20 protein-coding genes and 1 pseudogene are annotated in these 26,198 nt (G+C 38.3%); 16 read left to right on the top strand and 5 right to left on the bottom strand.

What is annotated here, in order from left to right:
* The first annotated feature begins 256 nt into the window (after positions 1-256).
* Both fadD and rnd read left to right on the top strand, forming a co-directional pair.
* Positions 257-1,936: a long-chain-fatty-acid--CoA ligase FadD gene (fadD, locus tag AACS92_RS04500; RefSeq protein WP_099110146.1), complete on the top strand. Its 1,680-nt coding sequence runs from the start codon at positions 257-259 to the stop codon at positions 1,934-1,936.
* 653 nt (positions 1,937-2,589) lie between these two features.
* Positions 2,590-3,729: a ribonuclease D gene (gene rnd, locus AACS92_RS04495; RefSeq protein ID WP_241537945.1), complete on the top strand. Its 1,140-nt coding sequence runs from the start codon at positions 2,590-2,592 to the stop codon at positions 3,727-3,729.
* Positions 3,730-3,821: 92 nt separating this feature from the next.
* On the opposite strand, the gene minE is transcribed toward rnd, so the two are convergent.
* The 3 genes from minE to minC are packed head-to-tail and all read right to left on the bottom strand — an operon-like array spanning position 3,822 to position 5,614.
* The gene (minE, locus tag AACS92_RS04490) at positions 3,822-4,091 is read right to left on the bottom strand and encodes a cell division topological specificity factor MinE (RefSeq protein WP_099110144.1); all 270 of its coding nucleotides are present in this window, start codon (positions 4,089-4,091) and stop codon (positions 3,822-3,824) included.
* A gap of 3 nt (positions 4,092-4,094) precedes the next feature.
* Positions 4,095-4,907 carry a septum site-determining protein MinD gene (gene minD, locus AACS92_RS04485; RefSeq protein ID WP_099110143.1) on the bottom strand — a complete coding sequence of 271 codons (813 nt, stop codon included), beginning with the start codon at positions 4,905-4,907 and terminating at the stop codon, positions 4,095-4,097.
* A 23-nt stretch (positions 4,908-4,930) separates the two neighbouring features.
* The gene (gene minC / locus AACS92_RS04480; RefSeq protein WP_099110142.1) at positions 4,931-5,614 is read right to left on the bottom strand and encodes a septum site-determining protein MinC; all 684 of its coding nucleotides are present in this window, start codon (positions 5,612-5,614) and stop codon (positions 4,931-4,933) included.
* A gap of 134 nt (positions 5,615-5,748) precedes the next feature.
* Here minC and AACS92_RS04475 point away from each other — a divergent pair, with 134 nt between their 5' ends.
* From AACS92_RS04475 to AACS92_RS04440, 9 genes and pseudogenes are all read left to right on the top strand, one after another.
* Positions 5,749-6,021: a YcgL domain-containing protein gene (locus AACS92_RS04475; RefSeq protein WP_099110141.1), complete on the top strand. Its 273-nt coding sequence runs from the start codon at positions 5,749-5,751 to the stop codon at positions 6,019-6,021.
* A gap of 61 nt (positions 6,022-6,082) precedes the next feature.
* Complete coding sequence (locus AACS92_RS04470; RefSeq protein ID WP_099110140.1) at positions 6,083-7,168, top strand: lytic murein transglycosylase; 1,086 nt, start codon at positions 6,083-6,085, stop codon at positions 7,166-7,168.
* Between the two features lie 49 nt (positions 7,169-7,217).
* On the top strand, positions 7,218-7,874 hold the full coding sequence (locus AACS92_RS04465) for a fumarylacetoacetate hydrolase family protein (RefSeq protein WP_099110139.1): 657 nt from the start codon (positions 7,218-7,220) through the stop codon (positions 7,872-7,874).
* An 18-nt stretch (positions 7,875-7,892) separates the two neighbouring features.
* Positions 7,893-8,330, top strand: a complete 438-nt coding sequence (locus AACS92_RS04460) for a YcgN family cysteine cluster protein (RefSeq protein WP_206601840.1) — start codon at positions 7,893-7,895, stop codon at positions 8,328-8,330.
* A gap of 697 nt (positions 8,331-9,027) precedes the next feature.
* Positions 9,028-9,297: a hypothetical protein gene (locus tag AACS92_RS04455; RefSeq protein ID WP_099110138.1), complete on the top strand. Its 270-nt coding sequence runs from the start codon at positions 9,028-9,030 to the stop codon at positions 9,295-9,297.
* Positions 9,298-9,348: 51 nt separating this feature from the next.
* Positions 9,349-9,446: pseudogene (locus AACS92_RS21830) on the top strand (lysis protein); the annotation flags it as partial.
* Between the two features lie 937 nt (positions 9,447-10,383).
* Entirely contained in the window at positions 10,384-11,379 is a 996-nt protein-coding gene (locus AACS92_RS04450) for an oxidoreductase (RefSeq protein WP_099110136.1), read from the top strand.
* A gap of 125 nt (positions 11,380-11,504) precedes the next feature.
* Entirely contained in the window at positions 11,505-11,804 is a 300-nt protein-coding gene (gene ghoS / locus AACS92_RS04445; RefSeq protein WP_099110135.1) for a type V toxin-antitoxin system endoribonuclease antitoxin GhoS, read from the top strand.
* A 388-nt stretch (positions 11,805-12,192) separates the two neighbouring features.
* Positions 12,193-12,390, top strand: coding sequence for a hypothetical protein (locus AACS92_RS04440; RefSeq protein ID WP_206602246.1), 198 nt, complete (start codon positions 12,193-12,195; stop codon positions 12,388-12,390).
* Positions 12,391-12,758: 368 nt separating this feature from the next.
* Here AACS92_RS04440 and AACS92_RS04435 read toward each other — a convergent pair whose 3' ends face one another.
* Both AACS92_RS04435 and AACS92_RS04430 read right to left on the bottom strand, forming a co-directional pair.
* Complete coding sequence (locus AACS92_RS04435) at positions 12,759-13,193, bottom strand: META domain-containing protein (RefSeq protein ID WP_099110134.1); 435 nt, start codon at positions 13,191-13,193, stop codon at positions 12,759-12,761.
* Between the two features lie 23 nt (positions 13,194-13,216).
* Positions 13,217-14,212 carry a 2-hydroxyacid dehydrogenase gene (locus tag AACS92_RS04430; protein WP_099110133.1) on the bottom strand — a complete coding sequence of 332 codons (996 nt, stop codon included), beginning with the start codon at positions 14,210-14,212 and terminating at the stop codon, positions 13,217-13,219.
* Between the two features lie 309 nt (positions 14,213-14,521).
* On the opposite strand from AACS92_RS04430, the gene AACS92_RS04425 reads away from it, so the two are divergent.
* From AACS92_RS04425 to AACS92_RS04405, 5 genes are all read left to right on the top strand, one after another.
* Positions 14,522-17,191: a YdbH family protein gene (locus AACS92_RS04425; protein WP_099110132.1), complete on the top strand. Its 2,670-nt coding sequence runs from the start codon at positions 14,522-14,524 to the stop codon at positions 17,189-17,191.
* Positions 17,192-17,391: 200 nt separating this feature from the next.
* The gene (locus tag AACS92_RS04420; protein ID WP_099110131.1) at positions 17,392-21,111 is read left to right on the top strand and encodes an inverse autotransporter beta domain-containing protein; all 3,720 of its coding nucleotides are present in this window, start codon (positions 17,392-17,394) and stop codon (positions 21,109-21,111) included.
* Positions 21,112-21,300: 189 nt separating this feature from the next.
* Entirely contained in the window at positions 21,301-23,220 is a 1,920-nt protein-coding gene (locus tag AACS92_RS04415; protein ID WP_099110130.1) for a hypothetical protein, read from the top strand.
* 86 nt (positions 23,221-23,306) lie between these two features.
* Positions 23,307-24,809 carry a hypothetical protein gene (locus AACS92_RS04410; protein ID WP_153044761.1) on the top strand — a complete coding sequence of 501 codons (1,503 nt, stop codon included), beginning with the start codon at positions 23,307-23,309 and terminating at the stop codon, positions 24,807-24,809.
* Between the two features lie 23 nt (positions 24,810-24,832).
* On the top strand, positions 24,833-26,191 hold the full coding sequence (locus tag AACS92_RS04405; protein WP_099110128.1) for a hypothetical protein: 1,359 nt from the start codon (positions 24,833-24,835) through the stop codon (positions 26,189-26,191).
* Positions 26,192-26,198: the final 7 nt, after the last annotated feature.

Genomic DNA, 26,198 nt, shown 5'->3' with positions numbered 1-26,198 from the left:
TAATTAGTGAATTATACATCTAAATACTAGTTATGTTATTAACTATTTGATAAATAATAAAAACATAGGGGCGGCATAAGCTGCCTTATTTTTTAGCAGCGATAATAAAGTATTAAATTAGTGATGTGTATCGCCAACCTGAACAATGTTCCTTTTCAAACTGGTACGCTGAGTTAATAATTTGTTAAATACACAGGTCTGGTTTTTGTTTCATGGTCAATGGTTACACAGCAATTAGATTTCAGGAGTACTCAACTTGGAAAAAGTCTGGCTAAAACATTATCCGGCGGATGTTCCGGCAGAAATCGATCCCGATCGTTATTCATCATTGATTGAAATGTTTGAAAATGCCGTGGCGAACTATGCTGATCAGGTCGCATTTATTAATATGGGTGAGGTTCTCACTTTCCGCAAACTGGAAGAGCGTAGTCGTGCCTTTGCTGCTTATTTACAAAATGGATTGGGGCTTAAAAAAGGCGATCGTGTGGCATTAATGATGCCGAATCTACTGCAATATCCCATTGCTCTTTTTGGTATTCTGCGTGCGGGGATGATTGTTGTTAATGTAAACCCACTGTATACCCCACGAGAATTGGAGCATCAACTGACTGACAGTGGTACTTCAGCTATAGTTATTGTCTCTAATTTTGCACATACCTTAGAAAAAATAGTTTTCAATACTCCGGTCAAGCATGTCATTCTGACTCGCATGGGTGACCAGTTATCCCGTCCAAAAGGGACTCTTGTAGATTTCGTCGTAAAATATATTAAACGGCTTGTTCCGAAATATCACTTGCCGGATGCAATTTCATTTCGCAGCGTTATCCACAAGGGTTATCGCATGCAGTATGTCAAACCAGAGGTAAATAACGAAGATTTGGCATTTCTGCAATATACCGGAGGTACAACAGGTGTGGCAAAAGGCGCCGTGTTGACCCACCGGAATATGTTAGCGAACCTTGAACAGGTTAAAGCCAGTTATTCATCGTTGTTACGTCCCAAACAAGAACTGGTTGTCACGGCGTTGCCGCTATACCATATTTTTGCTCTTACTATAAATTGCCTGCTGTTCACTGAATTGGGTGGTCGGAACTTATTGATTACCAATCCGCGGGATGTGAACGCAACGGTTAAAGAGCTTTCCCGTTATAAATTTACCGCATTGTCTGGCGTGAATACGTTATTTAATGCCTGGATGAATAATGCGGAATTCCAGAAACTGGATTTTTCTGCATTACGTCTGGCTGTCGGTGGTGGTATGGCAGTGCAGAGCGCGGTTGCGGATAAGTGGCAAAAATTGACAGGTTGCCATTTACTCGAAGGATATGGCCTGACTGAGTGTGCACCTTTAGTGTCTGCTAACCCACATAATCTGGATCATCATAGTGGCAGCATTGGTTTCCCGATTCCTTCAACAGATATTAGGCTGATGGATGACAGTGGGAATGAGGTTCCTATGGGAGAGGCTGGTGAAATGTGGGTTCGTGGGCCTCAGGTAATGAAAGGTTACTGGAATCGCCCTGATGCAACCGCTGAGGTATTAAAAGACGGCTGGCTGGCAACAGGGGATATTGCCAATCTGGATGAAAAAGGCTTCCTGCATATTGTTGATCGGAAAAAAGATATGATTCTGGTTTCCGGTTTCAATGTCTATCCGAATGAAGTGGAAGATGTTGTTTCATCACACCCCAAAGTGTTGGAGTCAGCGGCAATCGGTGTTCCGAACGAAAACTCAGGTGAAACGGTTAAAATCTTTGTTGTTCGTAAAGATCCTAGTTTAACTGAGGATGAACTTAAAACACACTGCCGACGTTATTTAACTGCTTATAAGGTGCCTAAAATTATCGAATTCCGTGATGAATTACCGAAATCGAATGTAGGTAAAATTCTTCGTAAAGAACTGCGTAAAGAAGAAATAGAAAAAGCAGAAAAATAGCTTAGAGAGTGTTCAGAAAGGCAATTGACATTGCCTATTACGTCAGCAATGCCGGTAAAACCGGCGTTGTTGTATCTTGCTGATCGGTGTTGGTTATCGATTCTAAAATTTCTAAATTATAGAATAAGCTGCTCCGTTCTTGAGATACTTTTTTAAGATCAGGAGTAGGATTTTATAAACAGGTATGGCATTAACTTCCTTGAATTGATTGAATAATCTTACTTGCCTAATCAGTAGATGGCACATGTCCTGCCTGTTTCCTTTCTGCATTAGCCGGAATAATTCCAGATCAATCAAGCATAGTATTATCTCAAAATGATATTTTGAAAGTCATAGAAGAATAAAGGTCATCGTGTTTGAGATAATCTTTTCAAAGTTGTGGTAAGTGGAAACTATGTTTAATACTATAGAATGCATAAATGGCTATCTAATTAAAAGTGTGTACTTTATCTTTCAAGTTGCTTCTTTGTTAGCTGCGTTCATTCACTCTAGTCGCATAGTTATCTATGTTCCCGTGATGAGCCCCCTTACCGCCGCGATGTATCTTGAAATCCATTGTGTATAGAGGTTTTTGTTGTTTGTACAAATCTATGTGCACTTTTATTTTTTAGCATTCAATTATTCACAACAAATTGTATTTAAAGGATATTTTATTGTTTAGTTGTAATTATCAGTTAATCACATCCGATGCCCAGTTACAGTCCATCTGTGATCGGGCCAAACAACATGCAAAAATTGCGCTGGATACAGAATTTGTACGCACAAGGACATATTATCCCCAATTAGGTTTGATTCAACTGTTTGATGGAGAAGAACTTTCTCTGATTGACCCCCTTGAAATTTCTCAATGGCAGCCTTTACGCGAGTTATTGACTGATCCGAATGTTGTAAAATTCATTCATGCTGGCAGTGAAGATTTGGAAGTTTTTTGGAATAGCTTTCAGTGCATGCCTACTCCGATCATAGATACTCAGGTATTGGCGGCATTTATTGGGCATCCTTTGTCGTGCGGGTTTGCAACATTGGTTTCAGAATATTTGCATGTAGAGCTGGATAAAAGCGAATCGCGTACCGATTGGCTGGCTCGTCCGCTCAGTGAAAAGCAATGTGAATATGCGGCGGCGGATGTTTATTATCTCTTGCCTTTGGCTGATATTCTGATGACAGCCACAGAGCAGGCGGGTTATATGGACGCAGCAAAAGATGAAAGCGAACTGATTGTACAGCGTCGCAAAGAGATCTTAATGCCGGAGTCTGCATACAAAGATATCAGTAATGCCAACCAACTACGCCCAAGGCAATTAGCCTGTTTAAAAAAACTGGCTGCATGGCGTTTGAATCAGGCTCGTGAACGGGATTTGGCTGTTAATTTTGTTATTCGTGAAGAAAACTTGTGGCAGGTGGCGCGTTATATGCCAACTTCACTGGGCGAGTTGGATGCTTTGGGGTTAAGTGGGCAGGAAATTCGTTGTCATGGGCGTCGGTTACTGGCAATGGTAGCAGAATGCCGGGAGCTTTCAGATGAAGAATGCCCTGAATTAATTAAAAACTTAGTTGATTACCCTGAGTATCGTAAAGCGTTTAAAGAAATAAAATCACTGATAAATAGGGTCAGTGAACCACACCAATTTTGCGCTGAATTATTGGCATCCCGCCGTCAGATTAATCAATTACTCAGTGCTCACTGGAAACTGAAATCATCAGAAAGTCTACCTGAGTTATTACGGGGCTGGCGGAATAAACTATTGGCTGAACAGATTGCTGAAATATTAGCTGATTACCCAGTTCAGTGATCCATTTGTCTGAACTGAAATCGGGATGTTTATACATCCCGATTACTTTCGGGAAATCACGCGCTTAAATTAAATAGCACTATTTGATAGCGTTATTTTGGCGATTCCTCAATCTCCGGTAATGTTACATTGAGTTCCAGTACGGAGATATCATCATTCTTTTGCTCAAACTGTACAGAAAGCATATCCGGGTCAATTTGTACATATTTACAAATGACAGCCAGAATATCGCGTTTCATTTCGGGCAAATAGGCAGGCTCAGTATCACCACGGCGCCGTTCTGCCACGATGATTTGTAGCCGTTCCTTGGCAATATTGGCTGTCGACTTTTTTCTCGACAGGAAGAAATCTAACAAAGCCATGCGTTACCCTCCAAACAGGCGTTTCAAAAAGCCCTTTTTTTCTTCCTCAATGTAGCGGAAAGGCCGCTCTTCACCGAGTAAACGTAAAACTGTGTCTTCGTATGCCTTACCTGCATCAGACTCTTTATCCAGAATAACTGGCTCTCCCTGGTTCGAAGAGCGTAAAACAGATTGATCTTCAGGAATGACACCGATTAAAGGAATACACAAAATTTCCAGAACATCTTCCATGCTCAGCATATCGCCACGGTTCACACGACCTGGGTTATAACGGGTCAACAAAAGATGCTCTTTGATAGGGTCTTCACCCCGTTCAGCCCGACGTGATTTAGATGCGAGAATACCTAAAATTCGATCCGAATCGCGCACAGATGAAACTTCCGGATTTGTTGTAATAATAGCTTCATCGGCAAAGTAGAGAGCCATCAAGGCACCACTTTCAATACCCGCTGGTGAATCACAGATAATAAATTCAAACCCTTGCTGAGTTAATTCATTCAAGATTTTTTCGACACCATCACGGGTGAGAGCGTCTTTATCCCGAGTCTGAGAAGCAGGCAGAATATATAAATTCTCTGTGCGCTTATCTTTTATCAGCGCTTGATTTAATGTGGCGTCACCTTGGATCACGTTAACGAAGTCAAAAACCACACGGCGCTCACATCCCATGATGAGATCGAGATTACGCAGCCCGATATCAAAATCAATGACTACGGTTTTTTTCCCTTTTTGTGCGAGGCCGGTAGCAATGGCCGCGCTTGAAGTGGTTTTGCCAACGCCACCTTTACCAGATGTAACAACAATAATGCGTGCCATGAAGCGATTCCTTGTTATAAGGGCTAGATTAAGGTTTCAATAGTTAATTCATTATTTACCAGACGTAATTTCACCGCTTTACCAGCAAAATTATCTGGAATTTCATCACTGAGCCAATATTGGCCGGCAATAGAGGTTAGCTCAGCATTTAAATGGGTGCAGAAAATCTGGCTTTCTTGATCGCCAGATGCGCCTGCTAATACACGCCCACGTAGCACGCCATATATATGAATATTTCCGTCAGCGATTAATTCTGCACCAGCACTGACATTACTGGTAACAATAAGATCGCTATTCGGAGCATAAATTCTTTGTCCTGAACGAACAGGCGTATTAATTATACGAGTTTTTTTGAAAATAGGTTCAGGTGGCTTATTTTCTTCAGTACGAATTTTCTGGCTTTTCCCTTCTTTTAATAAAGGGAGTTCCGCTTCCAACACAATTTTCCGCTGTTCTTCATCCTGGCAGCCGCTGATGCCAACAATACGTAGCCCGCTAGATTCAACCACACGATGTAGAGCAAGAAGGTCTGCACCAGCAGGGAGATGGGATATATTGATAACAACTGGAGCATTTTTCAGGAATTCGGGCGCTTGCTCCAATTTTTCCTGTATGGCCTTTTGAATGATATCCGGCTGGTCATCATGCAAATGAACGACCGAAAGCGTAAAATTACTGCCTTTTAGCTCAATTGGCGATTGTGACATCGATATTCAGACTCAGCAAGGTTAAGTTCCATGGAACAACTCCAAGGATACGATATTCTTAAATATAATAAGCATGTTATAGTTACTGAATTATTCAAGCAAGTCGCAGTGTTAATTAAAAAGAGTTTATGACAATGATTTGTGTAATCTATAGAAGTCCAAAGCGTGAACAAACATATCTCTATCTTACAAAAAAAGGAGATTTTTCCTCTGTTCCTGAAGAGTTATTGAAAGCTTTTGGCGAACCACAATTTTCTATGATGATTTCGTTATCAGAAAGAAAAAAATTAGCTAATGCGGATATTGAAAAAGTAAAAGCGGCATTGAGTGAGCAGGGTTTTTACTTGCAGGTTCCCCCTCCCGTTGAAAGTTTAATCAATGAACATCTGGCAGCAGCCAAATCATGAAAAAAATCGTCATCCGAAGAGCCACGGGTAGTGGCTTGATCCTGAATTAAGAGGGTGATTTATGAAATTAATCATCAAGGTACCTTTATTATTGAGTGTAATACTGCTGGCTGGGTGTATTTCACCCGATAAAAAAATACAGCAGGATTCAGGGTTGACGGTTTTATCTCAAGTGGATGTGAAGGTATTGGAACAGCAGTTTCCACGTGCTTCACGTGAACCATCGCAATTTCCGGCTTATGTGACTTTAATCAGACAGCAGGCGAGGAAACAGGGGTTCAGTGAGGAGACCTTAAAACGGGCATTTGCTGATATACACTTTATTCCACGGGTCATTAAATCAGATCGTAATCAGCCAGAGAAAAAAGCGACTCTGGATGAGTATCTGAAACGTGTTTTGCTTGACTGGAAAATAAAACAGGGTGTTGAACAATATCAGAATAATTCCCTGCAATTAGAAAGGGTCGGCCGCAAATATGGTATCCCTGAATCTTATATTGTCGCCTTATGGGGGCTGGAGAGCGGGTTTGGCCGTATGCAGGGTAAGGAAGATGTTATATCCGCATTGTCTACGCTTGCTTTTGAAGGGCGGCGGGAAGATTTCTTTATCAAACAGCTTCTGGCCGCTCTTGAGATTATAGAGAAAAAATACATTGGCGCAGACCAGACTCTGAAAGGTTCTTGGGCTGGAGCGATGGGGCAAAGCCAGTTTATGCCGACTTCGTATCTGACTTATGCCGCAGATGGTAATGGTGACGGAAAGATCGATATCTGGAACAGCAAGGAAGATGTTTTTGCTTCCACCGCTAATTACCTGCATAAAGAAGGATGGCAAAAAGGACTACCGTGGGGTTTTGCCGTTTCATTGCCGGATAATTTTGATAACGCGCTGGAAGGCGTTAAGGCGGAGCAGGGTAAATCGATTTCACAATGGCAGTCATTGGGTGTTTTTGCTCCTGAATTTGCACAATTACCTGCTAAAACCAACGGTTGGATTATAATCACTGATGGGGTCGAGCCGCAGGCGTTTTGGGTGACGCAAAATTTCCGTACTATTATGCACTGGAATCGTTCTTACTATTTTGCCCTCAGTGTTGGTATGATGGCTGACGGTATCGAACAGAGAATGCGTCATCTCACTCATTAAATATCAGAGCCTGAGTAATCAGGCTGATGACAGTTTAAGGAAGAGTACTATGTACCAGCATAGAGACTGGCAGGGGGCACTGCTGGATTTTCCTGCTAATAAAGTTGTTTGCGTTGGCAGTAACTACGCTAAGCATATTAAAGAGATGGGTTCCAGTATCACTGATGAGCCGGTGATATTTATTAAACCCGAAACTGCGCTTTGTGATTTGCGCCAACCCATATCTATTCCGGAAAAATTGGGGGCAGTGCACCATGAAGTAGAGCTGGCGGTTTTAATCGGTTCGACACTTAAAAATGCCAATGAGGAACGTGTCAGTAACGCCATTGCTGGTTTTGCTGTTGCGTTAGATCTGACACTGCGTGATTTACAGCGTGAATTTAAACAATCAGGCCAACCGTGGGAGAAGAGTAAAGCATTTGATGGTTCATGCCCGATCTCAGGTTTTATTCCGGTTAATGTCTTTGAAGATCCACAGAACGTCCGTCTTTCTCTGACAGTAAATGGCGAATTACGTCAAAACGGCAATACGAGTGACATGCGAACGCCAATCATCCCTTTGATTAGCTACATGTCACAATTTTTTACCCTTCGCCCCGGTGACATTATTCTGACCGGAACACCTGAGGGAGTAGGGGCTTTAAAATCTGGTGATGTTCTGAACGTTTCTCTTAATGAACACGTTTTAACTACCAGAGTGATTTAATGATGAGGAATGGCAGCAATTATGTCTCAACCTTTCTGGCAGATGAAAACCTTGGAACAAATGACCGATCAGGAGTGGGAAGCTCTGTGTGATGGTTGTGGTCAGTGTTGTCTGCACAAGTTGATGGATGAAGACACTGATGAAATTTATTTCACCAATGTCGCCTGTAATCAGCTGAATATCAAAACCTGCCAATGCAGAAATTATGAAGATCGTTTCAGTTATGAACCTGACTGTATAAAACTGACTCGTGAAAACATGGTGACTTTTGAGTGGTTACCCACAACCTGTGCTTATCGTCTGATTGACGAAGGAAAAGGCCTTTTGCCGTGGCACCCGTTAGTCAGCGGTTCAAAATCAGCCATGCACGCAGAACGCATTTCTGTCAGGCATATTGCTGTACGTGAGGTTGATGTAGTGGATTGGGAAGACCATATCTTGAATAAGCCTGAGTAGGCATTTTACTTATTGATATAAAATGGAATTTATATCATAGAGTAGATGCTTGGGGCATTCCACGTAGCTCCAGATGATCCCGGAGGATAGCAATCACCGCCTTTTCCGTTTATGGCTGTTTTTCGAGGAACAAAAACGAATATGCATTCGTCAGTACGGACTCGGCCAAATTCGTGAAGAGTCGGTATTCACTGCTAAGACCCATAATTGAGTAGATACAGTTATATCAAGAGTAAATCTAAATTCTAGGTCGAACGCTTTAAATAATGGGAGGGATATTACTACTTCCAAAATTTTCCATATTATTCCCATTTATTTATTTGGTTGACGTATTTTATAAATGGAGTTTTGGGTTTTGATATATCCATCAGTTTTATAAGTTTCGGCATTCTGCATTAATTAAGTTATTATTTCTGTGCTGTCAGAAAATCGTTGCTTACTGTCATTTAATATTTTCCCGAATGTTACTTATTTTTCTTCGTTATTTTTACAGGAGTTAGTTAATTCTATTTTAGTAGTGTATTATTACGATGATTTGTTTGAAAATCAGCGAATGAGGATTATTTATTAAATTCATTTTTCACTTCTGGTCTCCTGATTTATTACTTTAGTGTATTGGGCGTACAAAATTTGATGATTTAAAAAAATACATTAGGAGTAGTATTTAAAAACCATTTCTAAAAAATAGAGGTGATATATGGTATGGGTAGTTGATGACGAACGTGCCGAATGGGCACAAATACCACGTGCTGCCGAAAATAAATATGATGAATGGGTGAGAATTATAGTAGAAAATAATAGATCTCCAAGTGATGCCGCACGTGATATAGGAGACTCCAATTTTAAAATGTTGAGCGGTGCAACCGAGTTATATACCATCAGACTTAGTCAGAGGCACAGAGTTTTATTTACAATAGATAGTGTTAATGAAATAGTTAGGGTTCTTCAGGTGGGTGGGCATACTTAGCAATATTGGCTACCTAATAAAAATCGACTGTCGGGTCATTTAAATAGGTGAACCGCTATCAGAAACTATTGGTTACTCAGAGAACACATCGCAACCTCTGAGCAAATGATTCTGGGGTGCAGGAGTATTTTAGGGTGCAGTGTTGGTGAATTGGAAAGAGTAAAAGGGAGGTTGGAACACTTCCACCTCCCTCAGTTTTATGATGAACAAGTCCCTCCTGGATACAGTGTGCATACAAGTTGACAGTCTCTATATTCTGGGCTGCCTGGAGCGTATAAATCTGAACAAATATTGGCATAAGTCTGCATTGAGGCTAAAAGAGTCGTGCCAGCCACTAGGCAAAGAAGAACGTATTTTCTCAAAGGTATCCTCCACATCGGTTACATCATTACTATCGAAAAAACTGGTAAATCTAATAAACCCATCACACAGCAACAACAAGCGAATAATTCTTAACAATTAGTTATCCATTGAAACTAAAGTCAATATTTCTTCACCCATTCCCTGAGTGGTTAAAGGAATATCCAAGCCATCACATTCCGTGGTGGTTTTATATCTGAATGTCACTGTGCATTACACGCGTATTCAAAGAACAACAACAGGCTGGAACTTATCTATATTGCTGATAAGGTGAATAAGAACGGCAGTATCACGATTGTGAACCATGAGATATTCCGGAAGATTGTCGTTTGGATGTCCGTATTCAGATGCCGGAGAATTCAGTGTGGAATGTGACGCAGAAGATGGTAAAGGCTGCCACTGATAGTGAACAGACTGAGCAGATGGATTAAAAGTGTGATTAACCCTCAGAAAATTGCAGGTTAGAATTTTAGTTATTTATTTTATTTCTTGGAGAGGAGCATAACGCGATTCTATTTTAACGTTGACATAAAAGTCACCGGAATTATCTTCATAATGGGTACCCTATATACCTTTTCATAATAGTGAGAGTATCAGCATGCGGTGTTCCTTACCCCGCGTGTCACGCGGAGTAAGGTGTACTCCTATCATTTTGAACAGCTATTTAGCATAAGCCTGCATTAAAGCTAAATGATTCGAACCTGCTATTAAGGAGTGAACGCTAGCATGAAAGATTCAATAACCTCATTATTCAAGCCATTTGACTTCGGTACCCTGAAATTACGAAACCGTCTTGTTATGGCTTCAATAGAGCAGGAGCGTTCATCCGGAGAAGTGTCAGCTAACGAAGGCGCTGGACTGGTTATCGCGGAGGCTTCCTATATCAATCATCCATCCGCTGGAGAAATAATGGATTTACCCCGCTTAGAATCTGGTTCAGAAGCATACTTTTCTGAAATGGTTAAGGCCATACATGCTACTGGTGGAGTTATTTTTGCGCAATTATTTCATCAGGGTGCCGATGATTCAGAGCGATTTGACCCGTCACTGGCCTGGAGCCCGTCGGGGTTTTCTGCCACACGTGGCTCATATGGTAAGGTCATGACGCTGGACGACATTGATGAGATTATTGCTGCTTTTGCGGAAGCGGCCGGCTTCGCCCAATCAGTAGGGTTCGATGGCGTAGAAATTCATGGTGCACACGGCTATCTGATAGACCAGTTCCTTTGGGCAAATACCAATCGTCGCGAAGATGTATGGGGCGGAACCATACGTAATCGTGCGCAATTTGCGGCGCAGATAATCGCTGCGGTGCGTAGAGCTACCGGCCGTTTGTTCCCGATCTCTTTCTTATTTTCACAATGGAAGGTCGGTGCCAATAATGCGGCTATTGCAACCAGTCCGCAGGACTTAGAAATCTTGCTTGATCCGATTGTTCAGGCTGGTGTAACCATATTGCATGCTTCGGATGGTCATTTCGACCAACCCGCTTTTCGGAATTCAGATCGTAGTTTAGCTGTATGGGCCAAAGAATTGACAGAACTTCCTACCATTGCAGGTGGTTCGATCGATTTATCATTATCAGGGAGGCCAGCCTATAGTTCTGACTTAGAGATACTAATATGGCAGTTAGATAACCAGCAAATTGACTTAGTGGCTGTCGGGCGGAAATTGTTTTCTGAACCAACCTGGGTTTCAGAACTACAGAGATTGTCGCAATAACCGCCATAAATATCTCCGGTGCTTAAATTGCCATTAATGCCAAATTTCTTCTCGTTTTTCTCACTTTTATCAGAGAAGAAAAACTGATAGTTTGACTATTTGGCAGTCAAGACAAGGAAAGAGAAATGGCAAGTTATCTAATTCGAGTGGAACTGTATGGTACGGGGTCTGCGGGATATGAAAAGCTACATAAAAGGATGGTAGGCAATCAGTTCAGTCGCTCTATACGTTTCCCCGATGGAAAGTGGCATCGCCTTCCAAGTGGAACGTATATTGGTAATTCTTCATTAGGCTCTCTTCAACTGGCAGAAAAAATTAAATCTATTGCTAAGTCTTATTCAAGCAAAGACCCTTCCATATTTGTCTGTACTTACAGTAACTGGAGCGCAGCGCTGTATATTGATAAGGAACATCCAGAAAACTGATTAATCCAGTAAATAAAAAATGACAGCCTGAAAAATAAACTAATGTAGGTGAATTTTTTTATATTTCAAATTAATAAACCAGTAATAAATAATAGAATAGCTTTCGATTCAGTGAACAAATATATAGGGATACATTGGTAAAGTCATACCATGAGACCTAACAGCCTTGACTGTGTTGCTGCAAATGTTTGTTTGATAATGAGGGAGTCGAAAAATGAACAGTAACTGGATGTGTTATATGAAATTTTTAGGTTTCTGGGTTACAGTAACGTTAATGATCGGGATTATGTTGTCATAATGAATGATTATGATATAGGTTTTATAACCTCGCTTTGGCGAGGTTTTTTTACATTTGAACAGTAACATTATTTATTGCAGGAGCTTTATTTTGGGAAAGAATTTGGCTGACTCTGATCTCAATAATATATCGAAAGAGCAATTAATTGAAGAAATCAAGAAACTCAGGGAAGGAATAAGAGAGCACAGAGATTCATCCGGCCATGATCTTTGCTGGTATCATCCTGATTTATGCGGATTGTTGCCAGAATATAAACAGACAGAAATTGAAGTCCCGGACTGGCCGTAGTTTATGCGTGGTTGTACTCGCTATCGCCAGTCGTTAGATGAAAAGTGTCCATCTGCCATCAGAATTAAAGTAGAATTTGACGATGACAAATAAGACAGACACTCTTGTTAGGTAATCAGTTATTAGAAAACAGATTACCCGACATATGCGGGTAATCCTGATTTTTTTAACTGTAATTCTTCGTCTTTCAAGTTGCCTTTTTGTTGGCTGCACGAGTTACCGTTTTATAAACATGCGGTTATCTATGCTCCAGGGAATGGCTAAGAGGCCAGTCTCTGACTGGAAAACCACGTTCCCTTTTTTTCTTCGAGGCATCTTGAACTCTATAATATCGATGACAAAGAATAAAATAACTTTAGCTTATTGCATTATTGAGCCGGTTTTCTCAAAGTATAAACCAGCTTGTTTCTGTTATTTTTCAGTGTTAATTGCCTGTCTTTTAAATTCACTGCTGCGCCGTGGGCCAGAATATCAATAATGACCCGATCCCATTTGTTGAGCTTTTCATTAACACAGAATATGTCGGACTTAGTCAATTTGTTGACGATTAAAACATTATCCTTTAATTCACCTACTCCCATAAAGTTGTTACACATTGTTCCGGAAACAAACATGTTTTTACCAAATGTGATGGATAGCTTTGTATCTTCTTTATTGGATACATTCTCACCATTAACGCTGACTAACGCAAATTTATGGTGCTGCAAATCTCTGGCAGTTACATTTCCTGTGGCACTTACCCCTGTGGATTGACATGCTGTAAGTAACAAGATGGCGACCGCTAACGGAATCGCTCTGTTCATTTTATCTCCTGATGTTTATTACTTCATCCAACGAGATTCGGGCAGGGTTCACCAGAAGTTAATTGTTGGATACTTTGTAACGTTGTTTCACTGATACTGGTTAATGCTTCTTCTGTCAAAAATGCCTGATGGCCTGTGAATAAGACATTATGGCAGGAGGATAAACGGCGGAAAATATCATCTTGAATAACGTCATTTGATTTATCTTCAAAGAATAAATCGCGTTCGTTCTCATATACATCCATGCCTAATGCGCCAATTTTCTGTTGTTTCAATGCGTTGATTGCAGCAACAGAATCAATCAATGCGCCCCGGCTGGTGTTGATGATCATTACACCATCTTTCATTTTACTGAACGCAATTTCATCCAGTAAGTGATGGTTTTCCGGAGTCATTGGACAATGTAGTGAGATCACATCAGATTCAGCATACAGAGTATCCAAATCCACATATTTCACACCAAGTTCTAATGCTTCCTTATTTGGGTAAGGATCATGTGCTAATAAGTGCATACCGAAACCTTTCAGTATTTTTAAGGTAGCAAGGCCAATTTTCCCGGTACCGATAATACCTGCGGTGCGGTTATACATGTTGAACCCAGTCAGGCCTTCAAGGGAGAAGTTGGCATCGCGGGTACGCTGATAAGCACGATGAATACGTCTGTTCAGGCATAGCATTAACCCGACTGTATGTTCAGCAACGGATTCCGGTGAATAGGCCGGTACGCGAACAACCTGAATGCCGAGTTCTTTAGCTGCATCTAAATCAACATTATTAAAACCGGCACAACGTAATGCCAGAATTTTGATGTTCATTTCTGCCAGTTCTTGCAGGACTTCACGTCCGCCATCATCATTGACGAAAATACAGACAGCATCAGCCCCAACAGCATTTTTAGCAGTTTGTGGGCTAAGGGGAAAATCAAAGAACTCGATATGATAATCAAGGCCAAGTTTTTGGTTGAGTAATTCAAAATGTTTACGATCGTATTGCTTTGTACTGTAAACAGCAACTTTCATAACTTTATCTCCGGTACTTTATTGACTGTGTGGTGCTTAATTTTACTTGAGCTACTCATTGAACTTTCCGGTTCATAGAGTTACCTGTTGTTTTTCAAGCCTCCTCCTTGATGACTAAGCAAATTTGTTCTCTTGCCACTATGAGCTGGCTTGAAATACATTAGGCATATAGTTTTGAGCTATGTTTTCGTCCTTGCCATGGTGATGCAACTTGAAATTCATCGGTATAATAAACCGACTCATAGTTTTCCATGAGATTATCATAACAGGAAGTTATATTCAGACTGAAAAAGAAGAGTTCGATAATAAATGATCAGGATATTAAAAGCGTTCGCAGTCATGGTAATACTACTGGTGTTATTAGTGTTGACAGGATGGTTCACTCTTTCTCACTGGTTACCATTGATTGCCAGCCATTGGTTACCACAGGGAATGACGCTTTCTTTGACTCAGCCCAAATGGACAAATAACAGATTACAGCTTGATAGCCTAACCGTGCAGGTACAAAAATGTGAACTCATAAAGTTATCTGGTTTATCTGCCGGATATTTGCCAAAGCAACGGGCAGAAGGCAAGTATTGGGATATTCATGTTGCTAATGTTTATAGCCAGAGTGAGTGCTTGTCACAATTACCGACAACGCAAAAGCAGTCAGCTCCCGTATCCGTTGATGAGATCTTATCTTCCATTCCTGCAATTAAATTAGTTATTGACCATGTTGCTCTTTCTCCGTGGCAGGAATTTGCCGGAAAGCTTCAGTTTGATTCATCTTCTCACCAGCAAACGCTCTCTTATCAGGGGAGTCAGTTAAAATTATCGGCTGATATTACAGATAAAAAATACCTGAACGTTCACCAATTTTTTGCAAAATTACCCCACCAGACTATTAGCCTGAATGGTAGTTTTTCATTGCCATTGGATATCAACAAGTTACCGGAACAGGGCAGAATAACGGGGCAGTTGTCTATCGGGCAGTTTCCTGAACCTTTGGTGATGTTACTGGAATGGAAAGGGCAGAATGGAAAATTCACTATCACTCAGGAACCCAGCCAATTAGACAAAAACAACAAGAGTAAGCCGCAGATATGGGCTGAATTACCGTGGTCGTTCAATCAGTCTCAATTTGTTATCCAGCACGGTAAATGGCAATGGCTGGGAGCAGGGCAGCCATTATCCGGGAGAGTTAATTTTACTCTCGAAGACTGGAAGAAAGGTTTTAATGGTAGTCAGATTAGTGGAAAAGTGAATCTGATCACACAGGGAGAATTTGGTAAGGGCAATGTGGTTCTTTCCATGCAACCGACAAGGGTAAACCTAACAAATACACATATTCCTCTCCAACTGACAGGGCAGATGAATAGTGAGCAAATGATCATGACAATGTCATTGCCGACAGTCATAACAGGCTCATTAGCTGATCCGAAGATAACATTCAAGCCCGGTTCTCTGTTCCGTGTCTGGGGGAAAGTCAGCGAAAATTTTATTATCAAAGAAGCCAGATTACCTTTGGCAGGAACCTACCTTACCCGTAATGGTTTTACAGGCCGTTTACAGGCAATAGTCACTGCAAAAGAAAACTATTGGGGAACTTTCAGACTCCATTTTGATGGAATGGCCGAAAATTTTATTCCCGATCATGGAAACTGGAACTGGCGTTATTGGGGGAACGGTGATTTACCGCCGTTGCAGGCTAAATGGGATATATCGGGTAAAGGAAACTGGAATCAGTCACAGATAGCGATAAGTGAACTCAATACAGGGTTTGATACTATCAGTTATGGTCTTGTAAAAATGAAAGCCCCTCGTTTGCTGCTGATAAAGCCGTTGATATGGAATCGTTCTATAACCCAGCCAGAATTAGTGGGAGAACTGCAACTTTCTGCTTTGAGAACTGATTTTCGTTCCGGTGGCTTTTTACCGCCAGTTAATTTCAGGGCAACAGTAACGGGTCAGTCACCTGATAATTTTATGTTAAATGGTAAATTGCAGGCTAAGGGAATAGGGCCGATTCCAATTTATGGTCGTTGGGATGGAGTCAGGCTAAGAGGAGAGGCGCGTTGGCCAAGGCAGTCATTGCTGGCGTTTCAGACTCTTATTCCCGCGGATCTGGGGATTACAGTGCGTAGCGGGAATATCTATGCGCAGGCAGCATTTTCTGCCGCAAAAGGGCAAGGTTTACGTGCTGGTGGGCACTGGGTAGTCAAAAATGCAGGCATCTGGCTGAAAGATGGAAGTATTGACGGGCTGGATTTTGTATTACCGTGGCGTTTACAGGAACAAACCTGGCAATTAGGTATTACATCGCCGGTTCAGTTACGGGTTAAAACAATCAATAGCCTATTCGAGATGAATCATGTTTCTGCCGATTTGCAGGGTTATTATCCCCCGACTGAGATTCAGCCACTAACATTATCCAATGTGAATATTGATATGCTGGATGGTGGTCTCAAATTAGATAAATTACAGTTCCCACAAAAACAGCCTGCGGTACTGAGTTTTAATCATCTGAATGTGAGTAAGTTATTTCATGTATTGAAAGTGAAGCAACTTGCTATGTCAGGAAAAATCAGTGGTGAATTACCGCTGTTATTAAATGATAAGCAGTGGCTTATTAAGCAGGGCTGGATCGCTAACGAGGGTGGTCTGACATTAAGGCTTGATAAAGATACGGTTGATTCAATAGGAAAAAATGATTTAACGGCCGGTTTAGCAATGGATTGGCTACGTTATTTGGAAATCAGCCACTCTAAAGCGAATGTAACACTGGATAATCTGGGTATTTTGGTCATGCACTCAGAGATAAACGGTGTTAATCCAGTCGTGGATAAAAAGCGTGAAGTCAGGCTGAGCTACCGGCATGAAGAGAATATTTTTCAGCTATGGCGCAGCCTGCGATTTGGCAGTAGTTTAGAGGAATGGTTAGAGAAAAATATTGCTTTTTCAGATCGAGAGTATTCACTTGATATGCTCGAGCAATGAGGCAGTTTACTTAATTAATTTTAGGAAAAAGCAGAATGGCGTACTGATTATGTGATAGATATTCTTACGTTAAATGATGCTAATTTAAATTTTCTTACTAATATTATTAATGGTAATACGTGGATGTTATTAACGAGATTAAAATTTAAGTGAAAGTCTCAACTGATAAGTTGGTATAAAAATTTTTGAGGTGTTTATACATGCAATCATACGCAAGTAAGATCATCGTTTTTTTTGTGCTACTTTATATGTTACTTATGCCTTCTACGCTCAGTAATGCATCTGTGGAAGAGAACATAAAATATGAAGAGTTTTATACTCATGCACAGAAAAATAATGACACCTTAGAAACTGATATGCCAAATGTACTTTTTAGTAATATTCAAACAGTAAATCATGTTTTATCTTCTTCTTATTCAGAGCTTACCGAACAAGCAGAGTACTTTGCTTTGGATAAACTTAACAGTACCGTATCTTCTAAAGCTCAAAAATGGTTATCACAATTTGGTGCTGTCAAAATTAATTTAGGATTAGACCGAGAATGGACACTAAAGAATAACTCTATTGATATCTTACTGCCAATTTATGATAACAAAGTTGATTGGTTGCTTTTTTCTCAGCTGGGTTATCGTAATAAAGATAGTAGAAATACGATTAATCTAGGTTTGGGGGGGCGCTATTTTGATAATAACTGGATGTATGGATTAAATACTTTTTATGATCATGATGTTACTGGTAGAAATCAACGACTCGGACTGGGAGGGGAGATTTGGAGTGATTATACTAAACTTTCCGCTAATGTTTATCATCGTTTAAGTGATTGGCAAGAATCTAGGAACTTTGAAGATTATTATGAGCGCCCTGCCACGGGTTATGATATCAATAGTGAGTTTTTCTTGTCAGCTTATCCTAATTTGGGAATGAAGCTGACCTATGAGCAATATTTTGGTGATAATGTCACTTTATTCAACAGCGAGACGAAACAGAAAAATCCCAGTCAAGCTAAGTTAGGCCTGACATATACTCCGATCCCACTGGTTACTATCGGTGTTGATTATCGGCAGGGTGAAAAAGGTCATACTGAAACCCAGTTTCTGGCAAACCTAAATTATAAATTTGGGATTCCGCTGGATACTCAATTATCACCCGATAATGTTGCCTCAATGCGGACTTTAGTGGGTAGTCGTTACGATTTGGTAGAAAGAAACAATAATATTATTTTAGATCATAAAAAAAGAGAACAGGATGAATTTTTAAAAATGGATACCATTATTGGATATGGTCAGCAGGAGATACCTATTAATGCACCTATCCGATCTCATGCAAATATTAAACACATTGGCTGGTTCGTGACAGATAAAGAATTTAAAAATAACAAAGGAAAGCTTTCTTCTGATTCAGGAAAGAGTATTGTCGTCACGTTGCCCACTTATCAGGAAACGCATAAAAGCGATTATATGCTTGATATCGTATTTACAGATAATCAGAACAGAAAGAAAGTTATTCAGGTACCTATAAGGGTTTTGCAATTTTTAGTGGATGGGAAAATAAATATTATTCCTCCTGAATCTCCAAAAACGACAGATAGTGCAAAAAATGGATATACATTTAGCAATCCTATTATTACTTATGAAGGTTTACCTGCTGGAGAATTTGTCAAGAATGCGACAATTGATAAGGTGATTTGGAGTACGAATCCAGCCTTAGGTAATGAATCTGGTTTACATTTTGAATGGAATAATAAACAGGCAAAAACGAATGAGAATGGTGAGCTTGCAATATTAACAGATGAAAAAGAGCAATTAATACCTAATATCTTATTCAGCGAAAAGCCACATGACAAAGTTGAAGTCTACATACAATTGGATGGAGCAACAAAGCAACCAATAGGTTCTGTAAGTTTTAGTCCATATCATATTCGTGATGGTCTGACAGTAAATCCTAAAAGTCCTTTAATTGTAGGTGATGAAAAATCTTATACATTCAGCGCTACAGTTGTTGATCGTCAGGGTAACCCGCTAATTAAGCAGTCGATTAAAGATGTAATATGGAAAGCAATCGATGATAAAGGGAAATCAGTTAAGTTAACTACAGAAGCAGATAGCACAAATGATTCTGGAGAGTTAATTGCTACATTAGATAGCTCGAAACCACTTAGTGGTGTAAAGGTTTCACTGTCTATTAAAAATCAGGCTGCCGTTACCGCTGATCCGGTATCAATTAAGTCTGAAAAGGATAATATTGATGTCGTATGCGAAGCGACTAGTGGTGAAAGGCCGGTATTAGTTAGCGAAACCTATACCTGTAAGGCAACAGTGAGCGATGAGAATAGTAAAGGAGTGGCAGGAAAAATAGTAAATTGGTCAGTTAAAGGTAGTTCTAATCTTCGATTTACACACTCCCAGTCAGAAACCGATAGAAATGGAATAGCAAAGACAACATTAACCAGTTCCACAGAGGTTTCTAATACTGATGTTGCCATCATTGCTTCGGTTGCTCATCATGGGCAAGGAGAATCAAAGGGATCTATTAATTTTATCTGGCCGGAAATCTCCATAGAACCTTCACCTGTTAAGGGCAGACAGGATCAATACTCGCTTACGGCAACCGTCTGGCGTGAAAAAGATAATACCGTATATAAAGGGCAGGGAATTAAATTTTCTTGGACTAAGCCGCAACTTAAAGATGGTAGCGATGCACCATCTTATGTCGAGCTATCTACTCGACAGGGAACCCCATTACCGAGTATCCCACAACAAGTAAATCCCAATAACGGTACCCTGACAGCAGAAATTACTAGCCATGAGTCTGTGCAGGTGAAAGCGTGTATGAATATTGAAGGCAAAAATCATGCTTCGCCGACATGCTCAGCTATGATGAATATAGTTCCGCCAGAATACGAAATTGCTAGTGTTGAATTAATTGGTTCCAAAAAAATATTGATGGGTAATGGCCAGGAAGAATTTCATTACAAGGCAAAGATCATTAATAAAAATGATAAGGAAAAAATCATTTCTTATCAAGTTATCCAAGGTGTACAGTGGATGCACGATCATGAAAAAATTCCAAAAGAAAGATTCCCTCAACCGGAAGCTTATTCGCCTACCAACAAGGATAAATTTACAACAGATCAGGATGGTTATTTGTATGCCAGACTAAAAAGTCGAGTTGGTGTTGAAAACGTGAAGGTGTCATTAAAAATATCTGATGCTCCACAGGTAGAAACAAATAATGAGAACGAAGTGGCGTTCACGCCTGTGACTCTACCTGCGGTATTGTATATTTATGATGAATATACAGATAAAAATAAGTATTTTGATAATAAAGATGGCAAACGTCATCCAAATAATATTTTTAGTTCTTTGAGAGGGGAATTAAGAGAATCTGAAATCTCTGGCTCCTTTGATAAAGATGAAAATAAAATCACTTATGGTATATCTGATGTTAATTCACCTATCTTTGGCACGAATATGTTATCATTTGGTACTGGAAGTGGGCCTATAGAATTTATTGCCCCAGGTTCAGCCACAATAACAGTTAAAATAACAAAACAAACAGGAGAAATTCAACTCTATGAATACAAAATGTCTGCCATTAAAATGCTGGAACTGCCTGCTGATGGATATAAAAATGTAACTGGCGATATCCATTGTAACACTGGCTCAGTTGCTAATAAAATACCTAAGCTGTTTTTAGATAAGGACGTCTCTGATTCTGCTAACATTTATAGTTTGTATAATGAATTTGGTAATTTATATAATTGGGGTGTTTTTAGGGATATTACGAAAGTAGAGGGAGATACGATTGTAGTAGAGAGTAGCGATCCTTCTACTAATGGTGAGTTTAGAATTTATGATTTTGACAAAAACACCTTTGATAATAAGTCAAAGGGGATTGTTTTATGCTATATACAAGTATAAAATTCCACATAACATAACATAACATAACATAAAATTTACCAATGAAAAAAAGTTATCTAATGATAACTTTTTTTCATTGGTTTTTGGGTTGTTATACCTTTAATGTGGATTGAGTTAGATGTTAGTGGTTTACATTAAAGAATGTATTTTCCCTTCATGATTATTCATTAAAAATGAGGTAATTAAACAATGGCTGCAAATAACACGCTAATAATTTCAGGAATAAAAAGTAGTGACTTAATTATAGGGCAGCATATAACCTTTATTGTAACACTAAGTTCAAGTGAAAATATTGCAATGAAAAAAAAAGTAACAATCAAGGAAGGTCATAGTGAAAATATAAAATTCGACCATGATTCTGTTGATCTTAGTTACGAGCCGGGCAACCATACAGCAACTGCAACGTTCGGATTTAAAATTCTTCCGAACGCAATAAATAATCCAAACATTTCATTTGAAGTAGATACTAATGCTACTGCTGGTGGAGTTAATTTCCACTCTAAATCATTTTCAGATAAAGCGAAAACAGCTATAGTTGATATAAAAAAACCAATGGATATTTCAATTAATAAGAATGCTGATTTAGTGATAGGCCAGCATGTTAGTTTTACTGTGACATTAAGTTCGGATAAACCTATTAGTTTGGCGGCAAATATAACTATCAGTAATAAAAGTCCCAATATACAATTTGATCAACCTTCTGCTAATCTTGGCTACGATCCTACATTTAAACATGCTAATGCAAAGTTAGGATTTACAGTACTTGAGGGTACAACCGATAATTCAGAAATTAAATTTAATGTAGATACTACGGCAACGTCTGGTGGAGCTGCTTTTTCATCTGTACTATTTCAAGGTACAGCTAATGAAATTGATAAAAAATCATTATCACTTTTTATTACAAATCCGGTTTTAAAAACAGTATTGCCAGAGGGTGGTCCGATATCAGAAACAAATAATTTCACGCCGATAACTGCAACTTTGAAAAGCACATCTGGGAAGTCATTGGCTTATACACCTGTATTTATCACATCAACTGTTTCACATAAAATGACAGATTTTAAATTTAAGAAAGCTGATGAAACAACTAATATTAACCTTGAAAAAATAGGACCAAGTGAAGGCTTAATGTTAACCTCAGATAGCACAGGGTTAGTTAAATTTTATCTCTATCCTAAATTGTCAGAAATAGCCATCCTTACTCTTAGGACTATCATTTTAAATGATGTAGCTGATGTTTTGGCCAAACAAATTATTTATGCTGTCAATTATAAGGATCCGGGATATATGGATTCTATAGGCTATCCAACTATCGATGGATTTACTATGGGAGATTTATCTGCAGACCAAGGAATAAGAGAATTTTATACAATGGTAAGTAGTTATGATCAAGCAGCTGTTAATGATGCAATATTATTTTTTGTTGATGGTGAATATACAGGGCATTCTGTGCATTTACATAATTTAAGTGAGCAGTTAGATCAATATAATATACCTCTTCCTTATTCTATATTTAAAGAAAATAAATCATCTCAATTTTCTTATGCTGCAGTTAAAACTAGTGGAGATATATTCTATTCTGAAGTATTAACATTAAATTATATAGGCGGTATTCCTTATGAACCAGATCCAGGCGTTAAAAGAAAATTTAATCCTTGTATAGTTCATACCAGCCTTGGTGTTGGGCCAGATAATATCATACCATCAGGTATGGGTAACTATATTAATTATGGTGCCATAATGAAATACCCTGGATATCCACACCGTGGAATATTTATTGAGATTGTAAGATCTGATCCTAAATTTATTAATTTGCCAGAAGGCACAAAAGCTGTTCCATTAGATATAAAAGATATTACCCTGATAATGTATATTAACTCAGATGGAAACAGTTTTCAAAAACCGTATACTCAACAAATTAAGCTGGCTGACATTGGTGGTCCTGGTAATAAAAACTCTATTTTTTTCCATATTCCCTATAATGATATAGTTAATATACACGGGAATGGTTATATATATTTTGACTATCAGTTTTATCAAGATGATAAGTTAGAGCATGGTGCCATATGGAATTCGAGCATTGAAACAGTCCCAGTTCCTGGTGAGTAAAGTAGTCATTAAAAATATTAGAAATGAGCGCTGATTATAACAGCGCTCTTCAATATAATATTTATAATAAAAAGGAAAATAAAAATATGGCTGGAAAAATGGGATTTTCTTTACCTAAAACGGGTAATTTAATAATAGGGCAAAGTTTTTTATTTACAGTAACCCTGACATCTAATGAAAATATAGATGATAATTCTACAATTTCATTTTATGGAAATGAAAGCATTACTGTTCCACTCGATGATATTCCTCTGGTTATAGAAAGTAATAAAAAAAAGGCTACAGCAACGGTCACTTTAACTGTATCCAATACACTATTGGAAAATGAAAAAATTTCTTTCCGAGTTAAAACATCGTTAAATGGTTTTCAATCCAATATATTACAATATACCGCAAAAAAAATCGACCCTGATTCATTGAGACTAAATGTTGATAATAGTTTCTTGTCTATTCCGATATCATTTAATGTTTCTCAAGTCGGTTCTATATTAACTAAAATTCATACGGTTATAAGAGATGAAGATGGCGGAGTATTGTCAGGAGTGCCTGTATTTATAAAATCTAACATTGTTAATCAGTTGGAAGAAGTTGATATTTATCATAAGGATAAAGTAACAAGAATAGACATTAATGAATTTATTAATTATCAGGGATTTTTCGTAAACTCAGATGAGAAAGGAGTATTGGAGTTTTATATTTTTCCGAAAAAATCTCTATCACTAGTTATTCAATTGTCTTCTATAATACCAAACTCAACTGATTTTAAATTTGCGAAAAAACCTATATTTATAATTGTTGATGATGTTAAAATTTACCGGCAACCTCTAATCGTTGTTACGGCCATTGGCGATAATTTAACGTCAAATGGAGAAAGTAAATTTTGGGTAGATATATCCCCGTGTGATGATTATGAGCTTGGCGATTTTTTGTTGTTTTTTGTTAATAATGAATATAAATCCTATTCTAGGATACTTAATATAAATCAACATAATCCATGTTTAATGGAGTTACCCTATTTTATTTTAAATAAAGATGAGCTATCAAAATTATCCTATTTATTAATTAAATCAAGTGGGAATGTAATAGCTAAATCCAGCCATGCAGATGTTATTTATAGAGGAAGACCAAATAAACCGTGGACAGATATTTACAGAATGTACGAGCCTTGTCAGGTTTATTCTAGCTCTGATGAAATAATAGAGCAGGGAGGTTCTATTATTAACAATAATACATCTGATCATGCCAAAAATCCAGATGATGCAGGTTTGTTTGTCAGAATTATAGGCACTAATGATAATAGCGATGGGTCTAAGGTTAAATTGGGTTCAAAAGTTTTTTTAACTTTATATATTAATTCAAGCACCAGAACGGTAAAACACGTTTTTACAGATAATATGCCCTATCAACCAGATAAAATAGGTGGTAAAACAGCAACATTAAAATTTAATATACCTTATGAATTATTAAAGAACAATCTAGCATTTCCCTATAGTGATGGAGAGATTTTTTTTGATTATCAAATTGGTCATGATGATGATAGCGATGTAACTTATGGCGGAATTTGGTCAGGTTATATTGTTATATTTTGAAATAAATTTCATAGAGGTGGATTATGAACAATAAAGATACTTTATCACGACCCGAATTTCCTCAAAAAAATTCAGATGGAATAATTAACGTTCCTGAAATCATAGCGATGTGCACTAACTATATTATGATGAAAGTGAATAAATATCAAGGAGTAGAGGTATTAGATAAAATAGATGGAGAAATTTACTTAAAAAATAACACTAAGGCCAAAGTGAAAAGTATTACCCATCATATAACACCAGAAGAGCCAGAACGTGATTTTTATATTTTATTGTTTGATGTAAATAAAATAGACATATCTGGAGTATGTGAAGCTAAATACACAGTGACAAATTTACATAAAGAACATCTTTATTCTAAAACGTCGTTAGTCACAATTATAGGGGGTGGTCATATGGCTTCATCTGATAATGAAATAATTTTCCGTGATGCTAAAAAATCAAAGTTGTACTTACATGATATTAATCTAGAAGGAGGAGTAAGAGTTCGGGCTAAATTTAAAGGTTTGGTTAATTATGATTCTATAGTTATTTCAGCTAAATTTTTGGGGGATTTTGATGAACAAGTGAAGGAGCTAAATTCTGGCCAACTTACATTACATGGCGATGATATAACAAATGGTTATGTGGATTATACATTCAAGATAGATGGAATTAATTTTTTGGAGGTTAAATCGGTTATTGCCAAATTTTCTGCCCCTGGTAAGGGTATAGAGTCTGATTATACGAGCGTTTTTATTTTTAATGATTTAGATACTGTCAATGTTAAAGTGCAAACAACCAAAAATATTGGTTCTATTGATAGTGAACATGCAGATATAAAGCCTTTTTTAACAGCAGTTATATATACGGGTTCAAATAGTAAACCAATTCATGCACGATTAACGAATGCTTATTTTGGTGATAATGATGGTGAAAATAATATTGTATTGGATAATATAAATGAGAAAGGGGTTGGCTATCTTCATATTTATAGTGAAGATATTTCTAAAAATAGCGTGCTAATTCTTAATTATGAAGATCCTGTTATTGCATATAAAGTTCCTTTGGATTTTTCAACTTGGATGCTATCTTCAGATGAGGGGCTAACTTATACCTATAGCTCTTATGGTGTCGCTGATGGTATGTGTCAGTGTTTTCTTCTTATTAAAATATCATCAGATAAAATCACTGATATTATAGTGGAATTTGAGAGTGTAGATATTAAAATTAATGGTGGTAATAATGTTCTGGAAATACCTAATCCTGATAAAAATAAAGTGTTAGTCTATAATTTAACATCATTTAAAGCAGTGCGGAGTGCTTTTACTATTAATGTCAAGGGTATTTCTATAGAACAAATTAATAATACTATTGTTTTTGTCGACCCCCTTACACTTTGAGTAAAAT

The sequence above is a fragment of the Xenorhabdus sp. KJ12.1 genome (assembly GCF_963876495.1).
Classification (GTDB): Bacteria; Pseudomonadota; Gammaproteobacteria; order Enterobacterales; family Enterobacteriaceae; genus Xenorhabdus; species Xenorhabdus stockiae.
This window is presented reverse-complemented; position numbering and strand designations above follow the sequence as displayed.

Excerpts from the sequence above, each read along its gene's own strand:
- AACS92_RS04455 (WP_099110138.1), top strand. The coding sequence starts at position 9,028 with ATGGTATGGGTAGTTGATGACGAACGTGCCGAATGGGCACAAATACCA.
- ghoS (WP_099110135.1), top strand. The coding sequence starts at position 11,505 with ATGGCAAGTTATCTAATTCGAGTGGAACTGTATGGTACGGGGTCTGCG.
- AACS92_RS04435 (WP_099110134.1), bottom strand. The coding sequence starts at position 13,193 with ATGAACAGAGCGATTCCGTTAGCGGTCGCCATCTTGTTACTTACAGCA.
- AACS92_RS04450 (WP_099110136.1), top strand. The coding sequence starts at position 10,384 with ATGAAAGATTCAATAACCTCATTATTCAAGCCATTTGACTTCGGTACC.
- AACS92_RS04475 (WP_099110141.1), top strand. The coding sequence starts at position 5,749 with ATGATTTGTGTAATCTATAGAAGTCCAAAGCGTGAACAAACATATCTC.
- AACS92_RS04470 (WP_099110140.1), top strand. The coding sequence starts at position 6,083 with ATGAAATTAATCATCAAGGTACCTTTATTATTGAGTGTAATACTGCTG.
- minD (WP_099110143.1), bottom strand. The coding sequence starts at position 4,907 with ATGGCACGCATTATTGTTGTTACATCTGGTAAAGGTGGCGTTGGCAAA.
- minC (WP_099110142.1), bottom strand. The coding sequence starts at position 5,614 with ATGTCACAATCGCCAATTGAGCTAAAAGGCAGTAATTTTACGCTTTCG.
- AACS92_RS04405 (WP_099110128.1), top strand. The coding sequence starts at position 24,833 with ATGAACAATAAAGATACTTTATCACGACCCGAATTTCCTCAAAAAAAT.
- AACS92_RS04420 (WP_099110131.1), top strand. The coding sequence starts at position 17,392 with ATGCAATCATACGCAAGTAAGATCATCGTTTTTTTTGTGCTACTTTAT.
- minE (WP_099110144.1), bottom strand. The coding sequence starts at position 4,091 with ATGGCTTTGTTAGATTTCTTCCTGTCGAGAAAAAAGTCGACAGCCAAT.
- AACS92_RS04415 (WP_099110130.1), top strand. The coding sequence starts at position 21,301 with ATGGCTGCAAATAACACGCTAATAATTTCAGGAATAAAAAGTAGTGAC.
- AACS92_RS04430 (WP_099110133.1), bottom strand. The coding sequence starts at position 14,212 with ATGAAAGTTGCTGTTTACAGTACAAAGCAATACGATCGTAAACATTTT.
- AACS92_RS04410 (WP_153044761.1), top strand. The coding sequence starts at position 23,307 with ATGGCTGGAAAAATGGGATTTTCTTTACCTAAAACGGGTAATTTAATA.
- AACS92_RS04465 (WP_099110139.1), top strand. The coding sequence starts at position 7,218 with ATGTACCAGCATAGAGACTGGCAGGGGGCACTGCTGGATTTTCCTGCT.
- AACS92_RS04425 (WP_099110132.1), top strand. The coding sequence starts at position 14,522 with ATGATCAGGATATTAAAAGCGTTCGCAGTCATGGTAATACTACTGGTG.